This is a genomic window from Achromobacter dolens, from assembly GCF_902859745.1.
GTDB lineage: Bacteria > Pseudomonadota > Gammaproteobacteria > Burkholderiales > Burkholderiaceae_B > Achromobacter > Achromobacter dolens.
In genome coordinates, this window is the sequence record NZ_CADIJW010000001.1 from 7,470 (window position 1) to 27,171 (window position 19,702).

16 protein-coding genes are annotated in these 19,702 nt (G+C 67.6%); 15 read left to right on the top strand and 1 reads right to left on the bottom strand.

The window, feature by feature from the left end; translation table 11 throughout:
* The first annotated feature begins 4 nt into the window (after window positions 1-4).
* The 14 genes from rsmH (at window position 5) to lpxC (ending at window position 17,888) form a co-directional block, all read left to right on the top strand.
* Window positions 5-1,102 carry a 16S rRNA (cytosine(1402)-N(4))-methyltransferase RsmH gene (rsmH, locus tag HV783_RS00050; RefSeq protein WP_175188443.1) on the top strand — a complete coding sequence of 366 codons (1,098 nt, stop codon included), beginning with the start codon at window positions 5-7 and terminating at the stop codon, window positions 1,100-1,102.
* Window positions 1,102-1,392 carry a cell division protein FtsL gene (gene ftsL, locus HV783_RS00055; RefSeq protein WP_049071379.1) on the top strand — a complete coding sequence of 97 codons (291 nt, stop codon included), beginning with the start codon at window positions 1,102-1,104 and terminating at the stop codon, window positions 1,390-1,392. Before rsmH ends, ftsL begins: the two co-directional genes overlap by 1 nt.
* Window positions 1,389-3,116 carry a peptidoglycan D,D-transpeptidase FtsI family protein gene (locus HV783_RS00060; RefSeq protein WP_054419225.1) on the top strand — a complete coding sequence of 576 codons (1,728 nt, stop codon included), beginning with the start codon at window positions 1,389-1,391 and terminating at the stop codon, window positions 3,114-3,116. Before ftsL ends, HV783_RS00060 begins: the two co-directional genes overlap by 4 nt.
* On the top strand, window positions 3,113-5,977 hold the full coding sequence (gene murF, locus HV783_RS00065) for a bifunctional UDP-N-acetylmuramoyl-L-alanyl-D-glutamate--2,6-diaminopimelate ligase MurE/UDP-N-acetylmuramoyl-tripeptide--D-alanyl-D-alanine ligase MurF (protein WP_054501917.1): 2,865 nt from the start codon (window positions 3,113-3,115) through the stop codon (window positions 5,975-5,977). The genes HV783_RS00060 and murF overlap by 4 nt, the downstream gene beginning before the upstream one ends.
* The gene (gene mraY / locus HV783_RS00070; RefSeq protein WP_049071384.1) at window positions 5,967-7,136 is read left to right on the top strand and encodes a phospho-N-acetylmuramoyl-pentapeptide-transferase; all 1,170 of its coding nucleotides are present in this window, start codon (window positions 5,967-5,969) and stop codon (window positions 7,134-7,136) included. Before murF ends, mraY begins: the two co-directional genes overlap by 11 nt.
* On the top strand, window positions 7,133-8,665 hold the full coding sequence (gene murD / locus HV783_RS00075; protein WP_175188445.1) for a UDP-N-acetylmuramoyl-L-alanine--D-glutamate ligase: 1,533 nt from the start codon (window positions 7,133-7,135) through the stop codon (window positions 8,663-8,665). Before mraY ends, murD begins: the two co-directional genes overlap by 4 nt.
* Window positions 8,662-9,855 carry a putative lipid II flippase FtsW gene (gene ftsW / locus HV783_RS00080; protein WP_054501915.1) on the top strand — a complete coding sequence of 398 codons (1,194 nt, stop codon included), beginning with the start codon at window positions 8,662-8,664 and terminating at the stop codon, window positions 9,853-9,855. Before murD ends, ftsW begins: the two co-directional genes overlap by 4 nt.
* Window positions 9,852-10,931, top strand: coding sequence for an undecaprenyldiphospho-muramoylpentapeptide beta-N-acetylglucosaminyltransferase (murG, locus tag HV783_RS00085; protein ID WP_175188447.1), 1,080 nt, complete (start codon window positions 9,852-9,854; stop codon window positions 10,929-10,931). The genes ftsW and murG overlap by 4 nt, the downstream gene beginning before the upstream one ends.
* Window positions 10,928-12,334, top strand: coding sequence for a UDP-N-acetylmuramate--L-alanine ligase (gene murC / locus HV783_RS00090; protein ID WP_064527137.1), 1,407 nt, complete (start codon window positions 10,928-10,930; stop codon window positions 12,332-12,334). The genes murG and murC overlap by 4 nt, the downstream gene beginning before the upstream one ends.
* Complete coding sequence (locus HV783_RS00095) at window positions 12,331-13,281, top strand: D-alanine--D-alanine ligase (RefSeq protein WP_064527139.1); 951 nt, start codon at window positions 12,331-12,333, stop codon at window positions 13,279-13,281. The genes murC and HV783_RS00095 overlap by 4 nt, the downstream gene beginning before the upstream one ends.
* 12 nt (window positions 13,282-13,293) lie before the next feature.
* A complete protein-coding gene (locus tag HV783_RS00100; RefSeq protein WP_020925135.1) occupies window positions 13,294-14,118 on the top strand; it encodes a cell division protein FtsQ/DivIB in 825 nt (274 codons plus the stop codon).
* 4 nt (window positions 14,119-14,122) lie between these two features.
* On the top strand, window positions 14,123-15,349 hold the full coding sequence (gene ftsA, locus HV783_RS00105; RefSeq protein WP_006217473.1) for a cell division protein FtsA: 1,227 nt from the start codon (window positions 14,123-14,125) through the stop codon (window positions 15,347-15,349).
* A 190-nt stretch (window positions 15,350-15,539) separates the two neighbouring features.
* Window positions 15,540-16,724, top strand: coding sequence for a cell division protein FtsZ (gene ftsZ / locus HV783_RS00110; RefSeq protein ID WP_054501910.1), 1,185 nt, complete (start codon window positions 15,540-15,542; stop codon window positions 16,722-16,724).
* Window positions 16,725-16,964: 240 nt separating this feature from the next.
* Window positions 16,965-17,888, top strand: coding sequence for a UDP-3-O-acyl-N-acetylglucosamine deacetylase (lpxC, locus tag HV783_RS00115; RefSeq protein ID WP_175188448.1), 924 nt, complete (start codon window positions 16,965-16,967; stop codon window positions 17,886-17,888).
* A 198-nt stretch (window positions 17,889-18,086) separates the two neighbouring features.
* On the opposite strand, the gene HV783_RS00120 is transcribed toward lpxC, so the two are convergent.
* A complete protein-coding gene (locus HV783_RS00120) occupies window positions 18,087-18,494 on the bottom strand; it encodes a flagellar hook-length control protein FliK (RefSeq protein ID WP_006388788.1) in 408 nt (135 codons plus the stop codon).
* 127 nt (window positions 18,495-18,621) lie between these two features.
* Here HV783_RS00120 and HV783_RS00125 point away from each other — a divergent pair, with 127 nt between their 5' ends.
* Window positions 18,622-19,605: a M23 family metallopeptidase gene (locus HV783_RS00125; RefSeq protein ID WP_054501909.1), complete on the top strand. Its 984-nt coding sequence runs from the start codon at window positions 18,622-18,624 to the stop codon at window positions 19,603-19,605.
* Window positions 19,606-19,702: the final 97 nt, after the last annotated feature.

The window sequence follows — 19,702 nt, forward strand, 5'->3', positions numbered from 1 at the left end:
AGTTATGGAATTCGAACATCGGCCCGTCCTGCTGGAGCCGACGGTGGACGCGCTGTTGCTGGCCGATTTCGGCGGCAAGGGCGCGGCACGGTCGCACGCCCAGGACGAGCCGGCCGCGGCTACGCGAGCGGAACGGGGTGTCTTCGTGGACGGCACCTTTGGGCGCGGTGGCCACAGCCGCGAGCTGCTCGGCCGCCTCGGTCCGGCGGCCCGCCTGGTGGTGTTCGACAAGGATCCCGAGGCGATCGCGGTGGCCAATGCGTTGGCGGCGGCGGATTCCCGGGTGACGGTGGTGCATGGGGGCTTTGCCACCATGGCCGAAGAGTTGCGGCAGCTCGGCATCGACAAGGTCGATGGCGTGATGCTGGATCTGGGGGTGTCGTCGCCTCAGATCGACGATGCCGAGCGCGGTTTCTCGTTCATGCGGGACGGCCCGCTCGACATGCGGATGGACACCACTCGTGGACCCACGGTGGCGGATTGGCTGGCGCAAGCCAGTGTGGATGAGATGCGGGAGGTCATAGCGGATTATGGCGAAGAACGGTTTGCTTTTCAGGTTGCAAAGGCGATTGCTGCTCGCCGCGCAACAAGGCCGCTGCGCACCACGCTCGAGCTTGCCGAGTGCGTCGCCAGCGCCGTCCGCACGCGCGAAAAGGGGCAGCATCCGGCCACACGCACCTTTCAAGCTCTACGGATTTACATCAATCGGGAACTCGAAGAGCTCGCGCGCACCCTCGCGTCAGCTCTAGACCTGCTTGCCCCGGGGGGGAGGTTGGCGGTGATCAGCTTTCATTCGCTTGAAGACCGTATGGTCAAGCAGTGCATCGCGGCGGCGGCTCGTCCGGCAGCCGCGCATGCGCGCCTGCCCCTGCGCGAAAGCGAAATGCCCCAGCCGGTGTTGCGTTCCCTGGGTCGCGTGCTGGCCGAAGACGATGAGGTCTCGGCCAATGCGCGCGCCCGTTCGGCCGTGCTGCGCGTGGCCGAACGCACCGCCACGCCCTTGCCCGCCGAGGGCGGCATGGCGTTCGTGAAAATCGGGTCGCTGCCGGGCAGCGATCTGGCTCCGCCGCCTCGCCGCGGCGGCAAGGGAGGGCGCCGCTGATGGGTCGCGTCAACCTGATCGTTGCGGCTTTGCTGATGCTGTCGGCCATCTCCCTGGTCACCAGCCGGTATCAGTCGCGCCAGCTCTTCGTCGAGCTGGGCCGCGATCAGGCGCAGGAGCGCGATCTGGAAACCAACTGGCGGCGTCTGCAGTTGGAGCGCGCCGAGCTGGCGCGCAACGCCCGGGTTGACGTGATTGCGCGCGACAGCCTGAAGATGATTCCCATCGTGCCTGACCGCACGCTCTATCTGAATCAGGCGCCGGTGCCGGCCAGCGGAGGTGCCCAATGAAGCGCGTTCCGTTCTTCGACAATCCGGTGCTGCGCGGGCAACTGCCGACCTGGCGCGCGCGTCTTGTGCTGATCCTGCTGTTTGGCGGTTTCACCGTGCTGGCCGGCCGCGCGTTGTTCCTGCAAGGGTTGTCCACCGAATTCCTGCAGCAGCAAGGCGAGCGTCGCTATGAGCGCACCCTGACGCTGTCCGCCACCCGCGGCAAGATCATGGACCGCAACGGCGCGGTGCTGGCCTCCAGCGTGCCGGCGCGCGCCATCTGGGCCATTCCCGAGGATCTGAAGCAGGCGACCCCGAGCCAGCTGGACTCGCTGGCCAAATTGCTGGAAACGCCGATCGCCGACTTGCGCCGCCGGGTCGAGGAAGACAAGAACTTCGTCTACCTGAAGCGCCAGGTCTCGATGGACGTGGCCGACAAGATCAAGCAGCTCGGCCTGCCGGGCGTGCACCAGCAGCCCGAGACCCGCCGCTACTACCCGGACGGCGACGTGATGGCCCACGTGGTGGGTTTCAACAGCGTCGAGGACCAGGGCCAGGAAGGCGTCGAACTGACCTTCAACCAGCAATTGTCGGGACGCCCGGGCAGCCGCCGCGTCATCAAGGACCGGCTGGGCCGCGTCATCGAGGACGTGCAGGCCGTGACGCTGCCGGTGGATGGCCGCGACCTGCGGCTGTCGATCGACACCCGCCTGCAGTACCTGGTGTTCAAGGAACTGAAGGACGCCATGGACAAGCACCAGGCCAAGGGCGCCACCGCCGTGGTGGTGGACGTCCATACCGGCGAGATCCTGGCGCTGGCCAACGTGCCGACGTTCGACCCGAACAAGCGCGAGACCTTCCACGGCGCCAATCTGCGCAACCAGGCCATTACCGACACGTTCGAGCCGGGCTCGATCATGAAGCCGTTCACCGCCGCGCTGGCGCTGGACCTGGGCCGCATCACCACCTCGACCCTGTTCGAGACCGGCAACGGCCGCTTTACGTATCAAGGCAGCACGATCAGCGACGTCAGCCGCAACGGCACGCTGGACGTGGCCGGCGTGCTGCGCAAGTCCAGCAACATCGGCATGACGATGATCTCCGAGAAGCTGGAATCGCGCGAGATGTGGGACCGCTTCACCGAACTGGGCCTGGGCCAGGCCCCTCAAGTGGGATTCCCCGGCGCGGCCCCCGGCCGCCTGCGTCCGTGGGACCGCTGGCGCCTGATCGAGAAGGCCACCATGGCCTATGGCTATGGCCTGTCGGTGTCGCTGCTGCAAGTGGCGCGCGCCTACACCGTGTTCGCCCGCAATGGCGACATGGTGTCGCTGACCCTGGTCAAGCGCGACAGCGATCCGACCAGCGTCAAGATCTATACGCCCAAGACCACCGCGCTGGTGCGCGGGATGCTGGAGGCCGCCACTGGGCCGGACGGCACCAAGGCCGCCCAGGTCCAGGGTTACCGTGTGGCCGGCAAGAGCGGCACCGCGCGCAAGATTGTCGACGGCAAGTACAGCACGCAGCGGTATCGCAGTTCGTATGTGGGCTTTGCGCCGGTGTCCGATCCCAAGATCGTGGTGGCCGTCTCGATCGACGAGCCCACGGTCGGCGGTTATTACGGCGGTGCGATCGCTGCGCCCGTGTTCTCCCACATTGTCGGCGGGAGTCTGCGGCTGATGGGGGTGCGGCCGGACGCGCCCTTCGAATCGACAATTGTTGCTGGTATCAAGGAGCCAGGCAGATGAGCGCCAAAGGCTTCCTCTCATCCCCCGCCGCCACGGTCGAACAAGCCGTGGCGTGGTTGCATTCGCGCGTGTCGTTGACCGCGCACCTGAAGCTGGACTCCCGCGAGATCGAGCCGGGCGACGTGTTCGTCGCCTGCCCGGGCCTGTCCAGCGACGGCCGTCTATATATAGAGAAGGCGTTGGCGCTGGGCGCCAGCGCGGTGCTGTTCGAGGCCCCCGCGACCGAGGCCATCGAGGCCGCGGCCGCCGCCGGCGATACGCCGATGCTGCCGGTGACCGGCTTGCGCGCCCTGCTGGGCGAGCTGGGCGACACCTGGTACGGCCGGCCGTCGTCGACCCTGGCCGTGGTGGCCGTGACCGGCACCAATGGCAAGACTTCGTCGGTGCAATGGATCGCCCACGCGCTGGGCCGCAACGACAAGCCCTGCGGCACCATTGGCACCTTGGGCGCCGTGCTGCCCGACGGGCAGACGCTGGGCGGCCATCTCACGACCCCGGACGTGCTGACCGTGCACCGCCTGCTGGCCGCCATGCGCGACGCCGGCGCCAAGGCGGTGGCGATGGAAGCGTCTTCGATCGGCATCGAGCAGGGCCGCATGGATGGCGTGCGGGTGGCGCTGGCCGCCTACACCAACCTGACGCGCGATCACCTCGACTATCACGGCACGATGGAACGTTACGAGGCGGCCAAGGCCAGCCTGTTCCGCTGGCCGGGCCTGAGCGCGGCGGTGGTGAACGCCGACGATGAAGCCGGGCGCCGCCTGATCGCCTCGCTGCCGGCGGACCTGTCGGTGATGGGCTACAGCCTGAGCGCGGACCCGGCGATTCCCGCCGCGATGCGCGCGCGCGACCTGCAGGCCACCGCGCAAGGCCAGATCTTCACGCTGGTGTCGCCGCATGGCGAGGCCCAGATCGTGACGCGCCTGCTGGGGGCGCACAATGTTTCCAACCTGCTGCTGGTGGCGGGCGTGCTGTACAAGCTGGGCCTGCCATTCGCGCAGATCGCGCGCGAACTGGCCGCGACCGATCCGGTCGATGGCCGCCTGCAGACCGTGGAACCGGTTGCCGCCAGCACGCAGGCCCACTCGGGCCGTGGCGCGCTGGTGGTGGTGGATTACTCCCACACCCCAGATTCGCTGGCGCGCGCGTTGATGGCATTGCGTCCGGTGGCGCAGGCGCGCGCCGGCCGCCTGGTGTGCGTGTTCGGTTGCGGCGGCGACCGCGACGCCGGCAAGCGCCCCGAGATGGGCCGCATCGCCGCCGAACTCGCGGACCACGTGGTGGTGTCCAGCGACAACCCGCGCAGCGAGTCGCCCGAAGCGATCGTGGCGCAGATCCTGGCCGGCATTCCGGCGTCGGCGGCGGTCGAGGTGCAGGTCGACCGCGCCCGCGCCATCATGCAGGCCATCTGGGCCAGCGCGCCCGAGGACGTGGTGCTGCTGGCTGGCAAGGGCCACGAAACCTATCAGGAGATCGCCGGCGAGAAGCTGCCGTTCGACGATCGCGAATGGGCGCGGCTGGCGCTGCTGCTGCCGCTGGTCAAGGGCGTTTCCACGGATACGCGGCGCATCGGCGCTGGCGAGCTGTTCGTGGCGCTGGTGGGCGAGAACTTCGACGCGCACAACTACCTGGACCAGGCCGCCGAACGCGGCGCCTGCGCCGCGGTGGTGGCGCACGCCGTGCCGGAATCGAACCTGCCGCAACTGGTGCTGGGCGATACCCGCGTGGCGCTGACGCGCATCGGCGCGGCCTGGCGCGCCCGCTTCACGCTGCCGGTGGTGGCTGTGACGGGCAGCAACGGCAAAACCACCACCAAGGAAATGATCTCGGCCATGCTGGCGGTCTGGCGCGGCGAGACAGGTCGGCTGGCCACGGCCGGCAACCTGAACAACGACATCGGCGTGCCGCTGACGCTGCTGCGCCTGCGTCCGGAGCATCGCGCGGCCGTGTTCGAACTCGGCATGAATCATCCGGGCGAAATCGCCCAACTGGCTGCCATCGCGGCGCCCAGCGTGGCGTTGGTGACCAATGCCCAGCGCGAGCACCAGGAATTCATGCACTCCGTGGAAGCGGTCGCGCTGGAAAACGGCGCCGCCATCTCGGCGCTGCCGGCGGACGGCGTGGCCGTCTATCCGGGCGACGAGGCTTACTCGGCCATCTGGGACAAGCTGGCCGCTCCACGCCGGGTCTTGCGTTTTGGCCTGCAGCCCGGTCTGGACGTCTATGCCGAGCAGATCCTGGCGGACGTCGATTCGACGCGCTGCCGCGTGGTGACCCCGATGGGCAGCGCCGACTTGACGCTGCCGGTGCCCGGCGTGCACAACCTGCGCAATGCGCTGGCGGCGATCGCCAGCGCCATCGCCGCCGGCGCGCCGCTGGATGCCGCCGTGCGCGCGCTGGCCGGCTTCAGCCCGGTCGCGGGCCGGATGCAGCACAAGAAATTGAGTGACGGAACGTTGCTCATCGATGACACCTACAATGCCAACCCCGACTCGGTTCGCGCGGCCATCGATGTGCTGGCCCGCATGGCCGGCACGCGTGTCCTGGTTCTGGGCGACATGGGCGAAGTCGGGGACAACGGCCCCGCCATGCATGAAGAGGTGGGCAATTACGCGCGCGAGCTTGGCCTCGATGCGCTCATCACGCTAGGCGATGCCAGCCGGGCGGCCGCGGCCGCCTACGGCACGGGCGCGCACGCCTGCGCATCGGTAGACGAAGTCGTTGCCGCATTGCGCGGCCTGCGCGCGTCCTGCGTATTGATAAAGGGATCGCGCTTTATGCGCATGGAGCGGGTAGTGACGGCTTTTATTTCGAATGACGGGCAAGCGTCCAAGGGGCAGGGGGACAACCATGCTGCTTGAGATCGCCCGTCTGCTTTCCGATGATGTGCGCGCGCTGGGCGTGTTCGAGTACATCACGCTGCGCGCGGTGCTGGCGTGCGCCACGGCGCTGCTGATCGGCCTGGTGGCCGGCCCGCGCGTGATCCGCAAGCTGACCGAGATGAAAATCGGCCAGGCCGTGCGTTCGTATGGCCCGGAAAGCCACCTGGTCAAGACCGGCACCCCGACCATGGGCGGCGTGCTGATCCTGATTTCCATCGCCATCAGCACGCTGCTCTGGGCCGACTGGACCAACCGCTTCGTCTGGGTGGTGCTGCTGGTGACGTTCGGCTTTGGCTGGATCGGCTGGATGGACGATTACCGCAAGGTGGTCTATCGCGATCCGGAAGGCATGCCGGCGCGCCAGAAGTTCTTCTGGCAGGCAACCATCGGCCTGGTGGCCGCGGTCTACCTGGCGTTCGCCGTGTCGGCGCCGGCCAACACCGAATTGTGGCCGCTGTTCAAGGCCTGGGTGGGAAGCGGCTTCACGATGTCGCTGCCGACGCGCGCCGACCTGATCGTGCCGTTCTTCAAGACCGTCAGCTATCCGCTGGGCGTGCTCGGCTTCGTGGCGTTGACGTGGGCCGTGATCGTCGGCACCAGCAATGCCGTCAACCTGACCGATGGCCTGGATGGCCTGGCGATCATGCCTACCGTGATGGTTGGCAGCGCGCTCGGCATCTTCGCCTACGTGGTCGGCCGCGTCGACTATTCGAAGTACCTGCTGTTCCCCTACATCCCCGGCGCCTCGGAATTGATGGTGCTGTGCGCGGCGATCGGGGGCGCGGGGCTGGCATTTTTGTGGTTCAACGCGTATCCGGCGCAGGTCTTCATGGGCGACGTCGGCGCGCTGGCGCTGGGCGGCGCGCTGGGCACCATCGCGGTCATCGTGCGCCAGGAGATCGTGCTGTTCATCATGGGCGGCGTGTTCGTGGTCGAGACCCTGTCGGTGATGATCCAGGTTACGTGGTTCAAGTACACCAAGCGACGTTATGGAACAGGTCGACGCATATTCCGCATGGCTCCGCTGCATCATCACTTCGAAGTGGGCGGCTGGAAGGAAACCCAGGTGGTCGTGCGTTTCTGGATCATCAGCATGATGCTGGTGCTGATTGGCCTCTCTACCCTGAAGTTGCGATGAATACGATGGAAACCTCCCGCGCCGATGCGCCGCTTGTCCTGATCCTTGGATTGGGCGAGTCGGGCGTGGCCGCCGCACGCTGGAGCGCCCGCCAGGGCGCCCGCCTGCGGGTGGCCGACACGCGCGCGGAGCCGGGTGGACTGGACGCGCTCCGCGATGCGCTGGCGCAGGCCGAGGTCGAGTACCGCCTGGGCTGCGATACGTCTTTCGACGTCGCGTTGCTGGACGGCGTGAGCCAGATCGTCGTCAGCCCGGGACTGGCGCCCGAAGGCGCGCCGGCCGGCGATCTGCTGCGCGAGGCCAAGGCGCGCGGCATCGAGATCATCGGCGAGATCGAATTGTTCGCGCGGGCGCTGGCCGAATTGGCCGAGACCCGCGAATATCGCCCACGCGTGCTGGCCGTGACCGGCACCAATGGCAAGACCACCGTCACCGCGCTGACGCGCGATCTGGTCGCGGCCAGTGGCCTGTCGGTGCTGGCCGCCGGCAACATCAGCCCGGCGGCGCTGACCGCGCTGATGCAGGCGCTGGATGCCGACGATCTGCCGCAGGTGTGGGTGCTGGAGCTGTCGAGCTTCCAACTCGAGACCACGCATACGCTGATGGCCGACGCGGCCGTCGTGCTCAACGTGACGCAGGACCATCTGGACTGGCATGGCGGCATGGACGCCTATGCGCGCGCCAAGGCGCGCCTGTTGAAGATGACGCGCATCGCCATCGTCAACCGCGATGACCCCCATACCGTGGACATGGTGCCGTCGCTGGCTGCCATGCCGGTGCGCAGCTTTGGCCGCGACGTGCCGGAACTGGTCGGCGACATGGGCCTGGAGCTCGGGCAGGGCGTGGCCTGGCTGGCCGCGGCCGAGCCGGTCGATTTCGACGAGCCCGTGGCGCCTGTGCGGCGCAAGAAGGATGCGCCCGAGCCGACACGCGCCAAGGGCCGCATGAGCCGCCTGATGCCGGTCGATGCCTTGCGTATCCGCGGCATCCACAATGCCTTGAACGCACTGGCTGCGTTGCAGTTGGCGCGTTGCCTGGATCTGGGCTGGGGCCCGATGCTGCGGGCCCTGCGCGAATACGCCGGCGAACCGCATCGCGCCGCCTTCGTGCGCAGTATCGGCGGCGTGGACTACATCAACGACAGCAAGGGCACCAACGTTGGCGCCACCGTGGCCGCGCTGGAAGGCATGGGCCAGCCGGTGGTGCTGATCGCCGGCGGCCAGGGCAAGGGCCAGGACTTCTCGCCGCTGATCCCGGTGGTGTCGCGCCGCGCGCGCGCCGTGTTGCTGATTGGCCAGGACGGCCCCGAGATCGGTCGGGTGCTGGCCGCCACCGGCGTCGACTGCATCGCCGTCGAATCGCTGCGCGACGCCGTGCGCCGCGCCGCTGACCTGGCGCAGGCCGGCGACGTGGTGCTGCTGTCGCCGGCCTGCGCCAGCCTGGACATGTTCCGCAATTACCCGCACCGCGGGCAAGTGTTCGTGGAAGAGGTCGAAGACCTGGCCCGCGACCGGGGAGAGGTGGCATGAGCCTGATCGCCGATCTCACCGCCAGCGTCAACGCCGTACGGCCCGGCCGTACCCGCATGCGCAATTTCGACATGCCGCTCGCGATTGCGGCGTCGACCTTGCTGCTGCTCGGCCTGCTGATGGTGTATTCGGCGTCGATCGCGCTGGCCGACGGCCCGCGCTATGCCTCCTATGGCCGTTATTACTTTGTCATCCGCCATGGCCTGTTCGTCACCGCCGGCCTGGTGGCGGGCGCCGTCGTGCTGGCGATTCCGATCCGCGTGTGGCAACGCCTGGCGGTGCCGCTGTTCGTGGTGGCAATGGTGCTGCTGGTGGCGGTGCTGGTGCCCGGCATCGGCCGCGAGGTCAACGGCGCGCACCGCTGGATCCCGCTGGGTCCGCTGAATTTCCAGCCGTCGGAACTGATGAAGCTGGCCGCGCTGCTCTACGCCGCCGACTACACCGTGCGCAAGCAGGAACACATGCAGGCCTTTGCCCGCGGCTTCCTGCCGATGGCGTTCGCGCTGGCCGGCGTCGGCATGCTGCTGCTGCTCGAGCCCGACCTGGGCGCCTTCATGGTGATCGTGGCGATCGCGATCGGCATCCTGTTCCTGGGCGGCATCAACGGCAAGTACTTCAGCAGCCTGCTGGCGGTGCTGGTCGGCACCTTCCTCATGCTGATCTGGTTGTCGCCGTGGCGCCGCGCGCGCCTGTTCGCCTACCTGGATCCCTGGAACGAAGACAACGCCTACGGCAGCGCCTACCAGCTTTCGCATTCCCTGATCGCCCTGGGGCGCGGCGAATGGCTGGGCGTGGGGCTGGGCGCCAGCGTCGAGAAATTGCACTACCTGCCCGAGGCCCATACCGACTTCCTGATGGCGGTGGTGGGCGAGGAACTCGGTTTCGCCGGCGTGATGCTGGTGATCACGCTGTTCGCCATCATCGTCTACCGCGGTTTCGACATCGGCCGCCAGGCCATTGCCATGGAACGCACGTTCGCGGGCCTGGTGGCGCACGGCGTGGCGATGTGGTTCGGGGTGCAGGCCTTCATCAACATGGGCGTGTGCCTCGGACTGTTGCCGACCAAGGGCCTGACGCTGCCGCTGATGAGCTATGGCGGTTCGGGCGTGGTGATGAACCTGTGCGCCCTGGCCATGCTGATCCGGGTGGACGTGGAAAACCGCATCATGATGCGAGGAGGACGGGTATGACCGCGTCGTCGCGCACCATCCTGATCATGGCCGGCGGCACCGGCGGCCACATCATGCCCGGCCTGGCCGTGGCCGACGTGCTGCGCCAGCGCGGCTGGCGCGTGCTGTGGCTGGGCAACCCGGACAAGATGGAAGGCAAGCTGGTGCCGCCGCGCGGCATCGAACTGGTGCCGCTGCGTTTCGCCGGCGTGCGCGGCAAGGGCGTGACGGCGCTGCTGAAGCTGCCGTTCCTGCTGGTGCGCGCCTTCGCCCAGGCCTGGGCGCGACTGTCGTACGTGCGTCCGGACGTGGTGCTGGGCATGGGCGGCTATGTCGCCTTTCCGGGCGGCGTCATCGCGACGTTGCGTGGCACGCCGCTGGTGGTGCACGAGCAGAACGCGGTGGCCGGCACCGCCAACAAGTGGCTGGCCAGGATGGCGCGCCGCGTGCTGAGCGGGTTCCCCGGCGTGCTGCCCAAGGGCGAGGCCATGGGCAACCCGGTGCGCGCCGACCTGTGCGCCTTGCCCGATCCGGCGCGGCGCTATGCCGCCCGCAGCGGCCCGTTGCGGCTGCTGGTGGTGGGTGGCAGCTTGGGCGCCCAGGCGCTCAATACCACCGTGCCGCAAGCGCTGGCTCGACTTCCGCAGGCGGACCGTCCGGTGGTGGTGCACCAGGCCGGCGAGCAACATTTGCCGGCGCTGCAGCAGGCCTACGCCCAGGCGGGCGTGACGGCCGACTGCCGCGCCTTCATCGAGGACATGGCCGGCGCCATGGGCGAGGCCGACCTGCTGGTCTGCCGCGCGGGCGCCATGACGGTGTCCGAAGTGGCCGCCGTCGGCGTCGCGGCGCTGTTCGTGCCGCTGCCCCATGCCATCGATGATCATCAAACCGCCAACGCGCGCTTCCTGAGCGACGCGCAGGCCGCGTGGCTGCAGCCGCAGAACGCCTTCAGCCCCGAGTGGCTGGCGGACTGGCTGGGCCAGCGTTCCCGCCAAGAACTGCAAGCCGTCGCAGAACGGGCCCGCGCGCACGCGCGCCCGGAAGCGGCGGCGCATATCGCCGACGTCTGTGAACAAGCAGCGGGGCGTTCATCATGAAACACAGAATCCAGCATATCCATTTCGTAGGCGTCGGCGGTTCCGGCATGAGCGGCATCGCCGAGGTGCTGCTCAACCTGGGCTACACCATCAGCGGTTCCGACCTGAACGAGTCGGCCGTGACGCGCCGCCTGGCCGGCCTTGGCGTGAATATCGCCATCGGCCACGTCGCCAGCAATGTCACCGGCGCCGACGCCATCGTCACGTCGACCGCGGTGGCGGGCGACAACCCCGAAGTCATCGCGGCCCGCGCCGCCCGCATCCCGGTGGTGCCGCGCGCCATCATGCTGGCCGAGCTGATGCGCCTGAAGCGCGGCATCGCGGTGGCCGGCACGCATGGCAAGACCACCACCACCAGCCTGGTGGCCAGCATCCTGGCCGCCGGCGATCTGGATCCGACCTTCGTGATCGGCGGGCGCCTGAATTCCGCCGGGGCCAATGCGCGCCTGGGGCAGGGGGACTACATCGTGGTCGAGGCCGACGAATCCGACGCTTCGTTCCTGAACCTGCTGCCGGTGATGGCCATCGTGACCAACATCGACGCGGACCACATGGACACCTATGGCCACGACGTGGCCCGCCTCAAGAGCGCGTTCATCGAATTCACCCAGCGCCTGCCGTTCTACGGCAGCGCGGTGCTGTGCACCGACGACGCCAACGTGCGCGAGATCATGCCGTTCGTGTCGCGCCCCATCACCTCGTATGGCCTGAACGAAGACGCGATGGTGCGCGGCTACGAAGTGCAGGCCGACGGCACGCGCATGCGCTTCAATGTGCAGCGCAGCCACCGCGACACGCTGCTGCCGCCGCTGCAGGTGGAGCTGAACCTGCCGGGCCTGCACAACGTGCGCAACGCGCTGGCGGCGATCGCCGTGGCAACCGAGCTGGGCGTGGCCGATGAAGCCATCCGCGACGCGCTGGCCTCGTTCAAGGGCGTGGGCCGCCGCTTCACGCAGACGGGCGAATTCCCGGTGCCGGCCGCGCATGGCGGCGGCACCTTCACGGTGATCGATGACTACGGCCACCACCCGGTGGAAATGGCCGCCACGCTGGCCGCCGCCCGCGGCGCCTGGCCCGACCGCCGCATCGTGCTGGCATTCCAGCCGCATCGCTACACGCGCACCCGCGACTGTTTCGAGGATTTCGTGCGCGTGCTGGGCACGGCCGACGCGGTGCTGCTGACAGAGGTCTATGCTGCCGGGGAGCCGCCGCTGGTGGCCGCCGACGGCCGTGCCCTGTCGCGCGCCCTGCGCGTGGCCGGCAAGGTCGAGCCGGTGTTCGTCGAGGACGTGGCCGACCTGCCGCAGGCGGTGGTCGATTTCGTGCGCGACGGCGACGTGGTGATCGTCATGGGGGCGGGCTCGATCAGCAAGGTCCCGGCCCAAGTTGGAGAATTGGCATGAGCGCGAAATTCGGCAAGGTGGGTGTGTTGTACGGCGGCCGTTCCGCCGAACGCGAAGTGTCCCTGATGTCCGGGGCTGGCGTGCACCAGGCGCTGCTCAGCGCCGGCGTCGACGCGCACCTGTTCGACACGGGCGAGCGCAGCCTGGCCGAGCTGGCCGCCGAGGGCTTCGAGCGCGTGTTCATCGCCCTGCATGGCCGCTTCGGCGAAGACGGCTCGATCCAGGGCGCGCTCGAATTGCTGGGCATCCCCTATACCGGCAGCGGCCCGCTGGCCTCGGCACTGGCCATGGACAAGACCATGACCAAGCGCGTGTGGCTGCAGCATGGCCTGCCCACGCCGGAATTCGAATTGCTGGACGCCGACACGGAACTGCGCCTGGTGCCGGACCGCCTGAGCCTGCCGCTCATCATCAAGCCGCCGCACGAGGGCTCGACCGTGGGCATCACCAAGGTGGTGGGCTATTCCGACATGAAGGAAGCCTACGCGCTGGCCGCCAGGTTCGATGCCGAGGTGCTGGCCGAGCAGTTCATCCAGGGCCGCGAGCTGACCGTGGCGGTGCTGGGCAGCGGCAAGACCGCGCGCGCGCTGCCGGTGATCGAGATCGCCGCGCCCGGCGGCAACTACGACTACGAGCACAAGTACTTCTCCGATGACACGCAGTACTTCTGCCCGGCCGCGTTGCCGCCGGCCGTGGCCGAGGAGGTCGCCGACATCGCGGTGCGCGCCTATCGCGCGCTGGGCTGCGAAGGCTGGGGCCGCGCCGACTTCATGCTGGATGCCGACAACCGCCCCTGGCTGCTTGAAATGAATACCTCGCCCGGCATGACCAGCCATTCGCTGGTGCCGATGGCGGCCCGCGCCACCGGCATGAGCTATGCCGAGCTGTGCGTGGCGATCCTGGCCGACGCCTCGTGCAAGTTGCACAGCGCCGCTCGCAATACTTGACCCGGACATTCTGTGTGGAACGACGCTCGCACGACCAACCTGATCGCCAACACGCTTGCCGTGCTGGCGGTCTGCGCCATGCTCCTGGCGGGCGTGGTGTGGGTGGCGCAGCGTCCGTATTTCACGCTGTCGGCCATCGAGCTGGAGTCCACGCCGGACTCCGAGCTGCACTATGTCTCGCCGGGCGCGGTGCGCGCGGCGATCGCGGGGCGCTTCAAGGGCAACTTCTTCACGGTGGACCTGGACGACGCGCGCGAGATCTTCGAGTCGGTGCCATGGGTGCGCCACGCCACCGTGCGGCGGATCTGGCCGAATGTGCTGCGCGTGCGCATCGAGGAGCAGCAGCCGCTGGCGCTGTGGAACGAGAACCAGATGATCAACACCTGGGGCGAGGCGTTCACGGCCAACACGGGCGAAGTGGACGACGAGACGGTGCTGCCGCAGTTCTCCGGGCCCGAGGGCACCGAGTCGCTGGTGGTGCAACGCTACGCCGAGCTGGCGCGCTGGTTCGCGCCGCTCGATATGCATGTCAAGCAGCTGGAGCTGAGTCCGCGCTACGCCTGGCGCGTGGTGCTGTCCAACGGCATGCTGCTGGACCTGGGCCGAGATCCGGGCGCCGATGCGCCGGATCCGCACGGCCTGCCCGGCGCGCTGCCGTTCGCGGCGCGCATTCAACGTTTTGTTCAGGCCTGGCCGGCCGTGGCGGGGCGCCTGGAAGGGCGCACCATCACGCAGGCCGACCTGCGCTATCCCAATGGTTTCGCCCTGGCGCTGGCCCCGTTGCCCGCGTCGGCAAACAAACCCAAATCCACACCGAAACCTCCCAAGAAACGCTAACGCCATGACCCGTGACATCAAGGACCTTATCGTCGCCCTCGATATCGGCACCAGCAAGGTGGTGGCTGTGGTGGCTGAAATCCTGCCCGAAGGGCGATTCGAAGTGCTTGGCCTCGGCCAGCATGAATCGCGCGGCATGCGCAAGGGCGTGGTCGTCAATATCGAGACCACTGTGAATTCGATTCAGCGCGCGCTTGAAGAAGCCGAGCTGATGGCAGATTGCAAGATCCGAGACGTCTACACCGGCATTGCCGGCAGCCATATCCGCAGCTTCAATTCCAGCGGCATGGTCGCCGTCAAGGACAAGGAAGTCACCGCCACCGACGTCGCCCGCGTCATCGAGACCGCCAAGGCGGTGAACATCCCGACCGACCAGCAGGTGCTGCACGTGCTGACCCAGGAGTTCATCGTCGACGGCCAGGAAGACATCCGCGAACCCATCGGCATGAGCGGTCTGCGGCTGGAAGTGCGCGTGCACATCGTGACCGGCGCCGTCAGCGCCGCGCAGAACATCGTCAAGTGCGTGCGCCGCTGCGGCCTGGAAGTGCAGGACCTGATCCTGCAGCCGCTGGCCTCCAGCCTGGCCGTGCTGACCGCCGACGAAAAGGAGCTGGGCGTCGTCCTGGTGGACATCGGCGGCGGCACCACCGACGTGGCGATCTTCACCGGCGGCGCGATCCGCCACACCGCCGTGCTGCCGATCGCCGGCGACCAGATCACCAACGACATCGCGGCCATGCTGCGCACGCCGACGCCCGATGCCGAGGAAATCAAGCTTCGCTATGGCGTGGCCAAGCAGGTGCTGGCGAGCCCGGACGAGTCCGTGGAAGTGCCGGGCCTGGGCGACCGCGGCCCGCGCCAGGTCAAGCGCCAGGCGCTGGGCGCCGTGATCGAGCCGCGCGTCGAAGAACTGTTCACGCTGGTGCAGCAGGTGGTGCGCGACTCCGGCTACGAGGACCTGCTGGCTTCCGGCGTGGTGCTGACCGGCGGCTCGGCGCAATTGCCCGGCATGATCGAACTGGCCGAGGACGTGTTCCTCAAGCCGGTCCGCGTGGCGGTGCCCGAATACGAAGGCAGCCTGGCCGACGTGATGCGCAATCCGCGCTTCTCGACCGTGATGGGGCTGTTGCAGGAGGCGCGTATGCAACGCGTGCGCGGCCGCAAGGTCGCCGCGCAGACCGGCAATTTCAAGAGCCTGCTGGCGCGCATGAAGGAATGGTTCATGAATTGAAGAGGGGGGCAGGTTGGGGCCTGCTCCTTGGCACGATCCGCGGCGGTAGGGCGGGCCGGGCCAGAAAGGGGAGGCGTCTCAAACCCGTTGCGGACCAAAGCAGTCGGCTTCGGCTTTGAGGCGATTCACAAAATATAGGTTGTTGGGGAATTTTTGTGATTTGCAAAATCGGACTTGTGAGGGAGTCATCATGATGAACTTTGAGATGCTTGAGAACAACACCAAAGGGACCGTAATCAAGGTCGTTGGTGTGGGCGGTGCGGGCGGCAATGCCGTCGCGCACATGATTCGCAGCGGCGTGCACGGCGTGGATTTCATCTGCGCCAACACCGATGCGCAGGCACTGGCGGCGACCAACGCCCCGGTGCAGATCCGCCTGGGCCGCACCGGCCTGGGCGCGGGCGCCAAGCCCGAGCAAGGCCGCGCGTCGGCCGAAACCGCGCGTGAAGAGATCCGTGCCGCCCTGAACGGCGCGCACATGGTCTTCATCACCGCGGGCATGGGCGGCGGCACCGGCACGGGCGCGGGTCCGGTCGTGGCCGAAGTCGCCAAGGAGCTGGGCATTCTGACGGTGGGCGTGGTCACCAAGCCCTTCTCGTTCGAAGGCAACAAGCGCCTGAAGATGGCCGAAGACGGCATTGCCGAACTGGCCAAGCACGTGCATTCGCTCATCGTGGTGCTCAACGAGAACCTGTATGAACTGATGGACGAGGACGCGACGCAGGAAGACTGCTTCCGTTCGGCCGACGACATCCTGCACAACGCGTGCGCGGGTATCGCCGAAATCATCAACGTCGAAGGCAACGTCAACGTCGACTTCGAAGACGTCAAGACGATCATGGGCGAGCAGGGCCAGGCCATGATGGGCACGGCATCGGCTTCGGGCGCTGACCGCGCCCGCGTCGCCGCCGAGCACGCCATCGCCTGCCCGCTCCTGGAAGGCGTGGACCTGAACGGCGCGCGCGGCGTGCTGGTCAACATCACCGCCAGCCGCTCGCTGAAGATGCGCGAAACGCGCGAAATCATGGAAACGATCCGCAGCTACGCTTCGGACGACGCGACCGTGATCTTCGGCACCGCCTACGACGAATCGATGGGTGAAAACCTGCGCGTGACCGTGGTTGCGACCGGCCTGGGCCGTGCGCAGGCGCGTCCGCAACTGGTGCAGAGCACCGCTGAAGTGCTGCGCACCGGCACCGACAACATGCCCATGGGCACGATGCCGGCCGCCGGTCAGGGTGATTACCGCAATCTGGACATGCCGTCTGTCATGCGCAACCCGCGCAGCCAGGCGTCGGCCCAGGTGCGCGCGCTGGAAAGCTCGGGCATGGATCATTTCGACATCCCCGCTTTCCTGCGTAAGCAGGCGGATTGAACCTGGAGCCTGGTTTCAGGCTCTATATGCACTCCCTCATCTCCGGCTTGCCTGTCCCCGCGGGCAGGCCGGAGGCGGAGCGGTCCGTGTTTTGATTGTGTGACGTGAATCGGGGACGGTTTTATCGGTCGGTCCTGACGCTTTGATGGCGTTGAGAACCGGACAGAGTTACAATACGTCAGTTACGCCGGCAATCTCTTGTCATCTTGCCGGCTTCCTGGCTCAAAATACCTTAGTCTCATGTTCCGACAGCGCAGCATTCAGAATCTCGTCCGCACGACAGGCGTCGGCGTCCACTCCGGACGGCGGGTCGAGCTCACCCTGCGTCCGGCGGCGCCCAATACGGGCATCGTGTTCCACCGCGTCGATCTGCCCGAAGTCGTCGACCTGCCCGCGCAGGCCACTGGCGTGGGCGATACGCGCATGGCGTCCGTCCTGCAGCAGGGCAACGTCCGCGTTTCCACGGTGGAGCATCTCATGTCGGCGCTGGCCGGCCTGGGCATCGACAACCTGCATATCGACCTCACTGCCGAAGAAGTCCCCATCATGGACGGCAGTGCGGCAACCTTCGTGTACCTGTTGCGCTCGGCGGGCATCGTCGAGCAGAACGCGCCGAAGCAGTTCATCCGCGTGTTGAAGACGGTGGAAGTGCGCGAGGGCGAAGGCCGCAACGAGAAGTGGGCCCGGCTCGAACCCCATGAAGGGTACGCGCTGGCCTTCTCGATCGACTTCCGCCACCCGGCCATCGACTCGACCGCGAATTTCGCCGAAATCGATTTCGCCACCCATTCTTACGTGCGCGAGATCGCGCGCGCGCGCACCTTCGGCTTCGTCAACGAAGTCGAGGCGCTGCGTTCGATGGGCCTGGCCCGCGGCGGCAGCCTGGATAACGCCATCGTCATGGACGAATACCGGGTGCTGAACAGCGACGGCCTGCGCTACGATGACGAATTCGTGAAGCACAAGATCCTGGACGCCATCGGCGACCTGTATCTGCTGGGCAAGCCGCTGGTCGCGCGCTATGTGGCATGCAAATCGGGCCACGCGCTGAACAACCAGTTGGCGCGCGCGCTGCTGGCGCAGCGCGATGCCTGGGAAATGGTCACCTACGAATCGCAAGCCGAGGCGCCGCAGGCGTTCTGGCACGAATGGCAACTGGCCTGAGGCCGGTCGACTGCTGATGGCCGGTGCGCCGGGGGCTGTCCCCGGCTGGCAGCCGGCCAATTTCATTTGGATGGCATCCCAAGGGGGCACGCCTCGACCCGCTGGCGCCATCCCCGCGCCCGCCGCAGGGTCATCCCGTCCGGCAATGTGGCCATCGATGTCACCCGAAAGGCGGGCATCCGGACAAGCCCGGCTATCTCAGCTACTCTTGTGGTGCTTCAATAGCCTGGCCACCGCGTCGGCCAGCGGGCCGGGACGCAGGTTGTCATGCAGGGTTTCGAAGGCGCCCAGGGCGGCATCCCCCAGCGGCTGCGCCTCTTTCGGCGGCAGCGGCTTGCGGGCCCCGGGCTTGGGCAGGCCGGCTTGTACCTTCACCGCAATTTCGTTAAGGTTCCAGCCTTGGTCCGCCAAAGCCTGCGCGATGCGCGGGGCAAGTTGGCGCATCTTCGCCGCGTGCGCGGCGCTGGGCACCACCAGTTGAAGGCGCTGGTTTTCCAGCTTGCCGACCTGGCAGACGGAGCCCAACGGGGCGGGCAGGATCGCCGCCACCGCATATTGGATTTGCAAGTGCTTGCGGGCGGTTGCCAGTACGCCGGCGCCCCGCATGTCATGACCCAGCCATCCCAGGGCGGTATTTTCCCCTCGCCGGCTGGAACTGGAACGTTGACGGTATGAAGTGGGTCTATTCATCCCGGCTCTGAGAATTAGGAAGCAAACCTTGAAAATCGTGATTATGCACGCCCGCGACGGGCGGGACGGGCATTTCACCCTGGGAGGCGCGCATTTGGCGTTGTTTCTGGGGGGCGCGCTGATGACGGCCGCCATCTTCGGCGCCGCCCTTCAGCGCTACATTACACCCATCCTGCCCGCCGTACACACCGTTGGCTGGCCGCTGTCCGAACAACCGGGACGCGATGCGGACTTCCTGCGGGGCAACATGAACCTGCTGGCCGCCAAGGTGGGCGCGCTGCAGGCCAAGCTGGCCAGCATCGACGGCCTGGGCCAACGGGTGGCCAAGGTGGCTGGCGTGGCCTACACCGATCCCGAGGTCGCCAAGCAACTGGCATCGGCCCCCGCCGACGCCCAGCATGCCCCCGAGGCCACCCAGGTGATGGACGACCTGTTCACCGAGGGCACGCCGCCCAGCGCCGCCTCGGCCGAGGCCCTGGGCCGTCAGTTGGACGAGATCCAGGAACGGCTGGCCCTGCAGACCGACAATCTCAAGCTGCTGGACGCGGCGCTGACCCGGCGCTCGGCCGACCAGGCCCGCATGCCGACGGCGATGCCGATCACCGATTACCCCTATCTCAGTTCTTCCTACGGCTGGCGCCGCAACCCCGTGACCGGTCGTTCGGCCATGCACGAGGGGCTGGACTTCGCCGCGCCGCCGGGCACGCCCATCCTGGCGGCCTCCGGTGGCGTGGTGCTGGAAGCAAGATTCCATCCCGGCTATGGCAACATGGTCGAAATCGACCATGGCGATGGCCTTATCACACGCTACGCGCATGCTTCCTCGCTGATGGTCAAACAGGGTCAACTGGTCGACCGCGGCCAGCAGATCGCCCGGGTGGGCTCGTCGGGGCGATCCACCGGACCGCACCTGCATTTCGAAGTGCGGCTGGCCGGCCAGCCGCTGGATCCGCGCCTGTTCCTCGGCCCGCAGCAGAACGCTCCGCCGACGGTGGCGCAGGCCGGCGCGGACAGCGCCGCGCGCTGACGCCCGATCCGGGCTACAGTGCCACCCTGGCCATCGGTTCAGGCTCTTACGCGCCAGGTGCGTTAAACTGGTTCGTTTCCCAGCGGACCCCCGCTCA

Coding starts and splice junctions, on each gene's coding strand:
- lpxC (WP_175188448.1), top strand. CDS start 16,965: ATGTTCCGACAGCGCAGCATTCAGAATCTCGTCCGCACGACAGGCGTC.
- ftsZ (WP_054501910.1), top strand. CDS start 15,540: ATGATGAACTTTGAGATGCTTGAGAACAACACCAAAGGGACCGTAATC.
- rsmH (WP_175188443.1), top strand. CDS start 5: ATGGAATTCGAACATCGGCCCGTCCTGCTGGAGCCGACGGTGGACGCG.
- ftsL (WP_049071379.1), top strand. CDS start 1,102: ATGGGTCGCGTCAACCTGATCGTTGCGGCTTTGCTGATGCTGTCGGCC.
- murG (WP_175188447.1), top strand. CDS start 9,852: ATGACCGCGTCGTCGCGCACCATCCTGATCATGGCCGGCGGCACCGGC.
- mraY (WP_049071384.1), top strand. CDS start 5,967: ATGCTGCTTGAGATCGCCCGTCTGCTTTCCGATGATGTGCGCGCGCTG.
- ftsW (WP_054501915.1), top strand. CDS start 8,662: ATGAGCCTGATCGCCGATCTCACCGCCAGCGTCAACGCCGTACGGCCC.
- murD (WP_175188445.1), top strand. CDS start 7,133: ATGAATACGATGGAAACCTCCCGCGCCGATGCGCCGCTTGTCCTGATC.
- murC (WP_064527137.1), top strand. CDS start 10,928: ATGAAACACAGAATCCAGCATATCCATTTCGTAGGCGTCGGCGGTTCC.
- HV783_RS00120 (WP_006388788.1), bottom strand. CDS start 18,494: ATGCGGGGCGCCGGCGTACTGGCAACCGCCCGCAAGCACTTGCAAATC.
- ftsA (WP_006217473.1), top strand. CDS start 14,123: ATGACCCGTGACATCAAGGACCTTATCGTCGCCCTCGATATCGGCACC.
- HV783_RS00095 (WP_064527139.1), top strand. CDS start 12,331: ATGAGCGCGAAATTCGGCAAGGTGGGTGTGTTGTACGGCGGCCGTTCC.
- HV783_RS00060 (WP_054419225.1), top strand. CDS start 1,389: ATGAAGCGCGTTCCGTTCTTCGACAATCCGGTGCTGCGCGGGCAACTG.
- murF (WP_054501917.1), top strand. CDS start 3,113: ATGAGCGCCAAAGGCTTCCTCTCATCCCCCGCCGCCACGGTCGAACAA.
- HV783_RS00125 (WP_054501909.1), top strand. CDS start 18,622: ATGCACGCCCGCGACGGGCGGGACGGGCATTTCACCCTGGGAGGCGCG.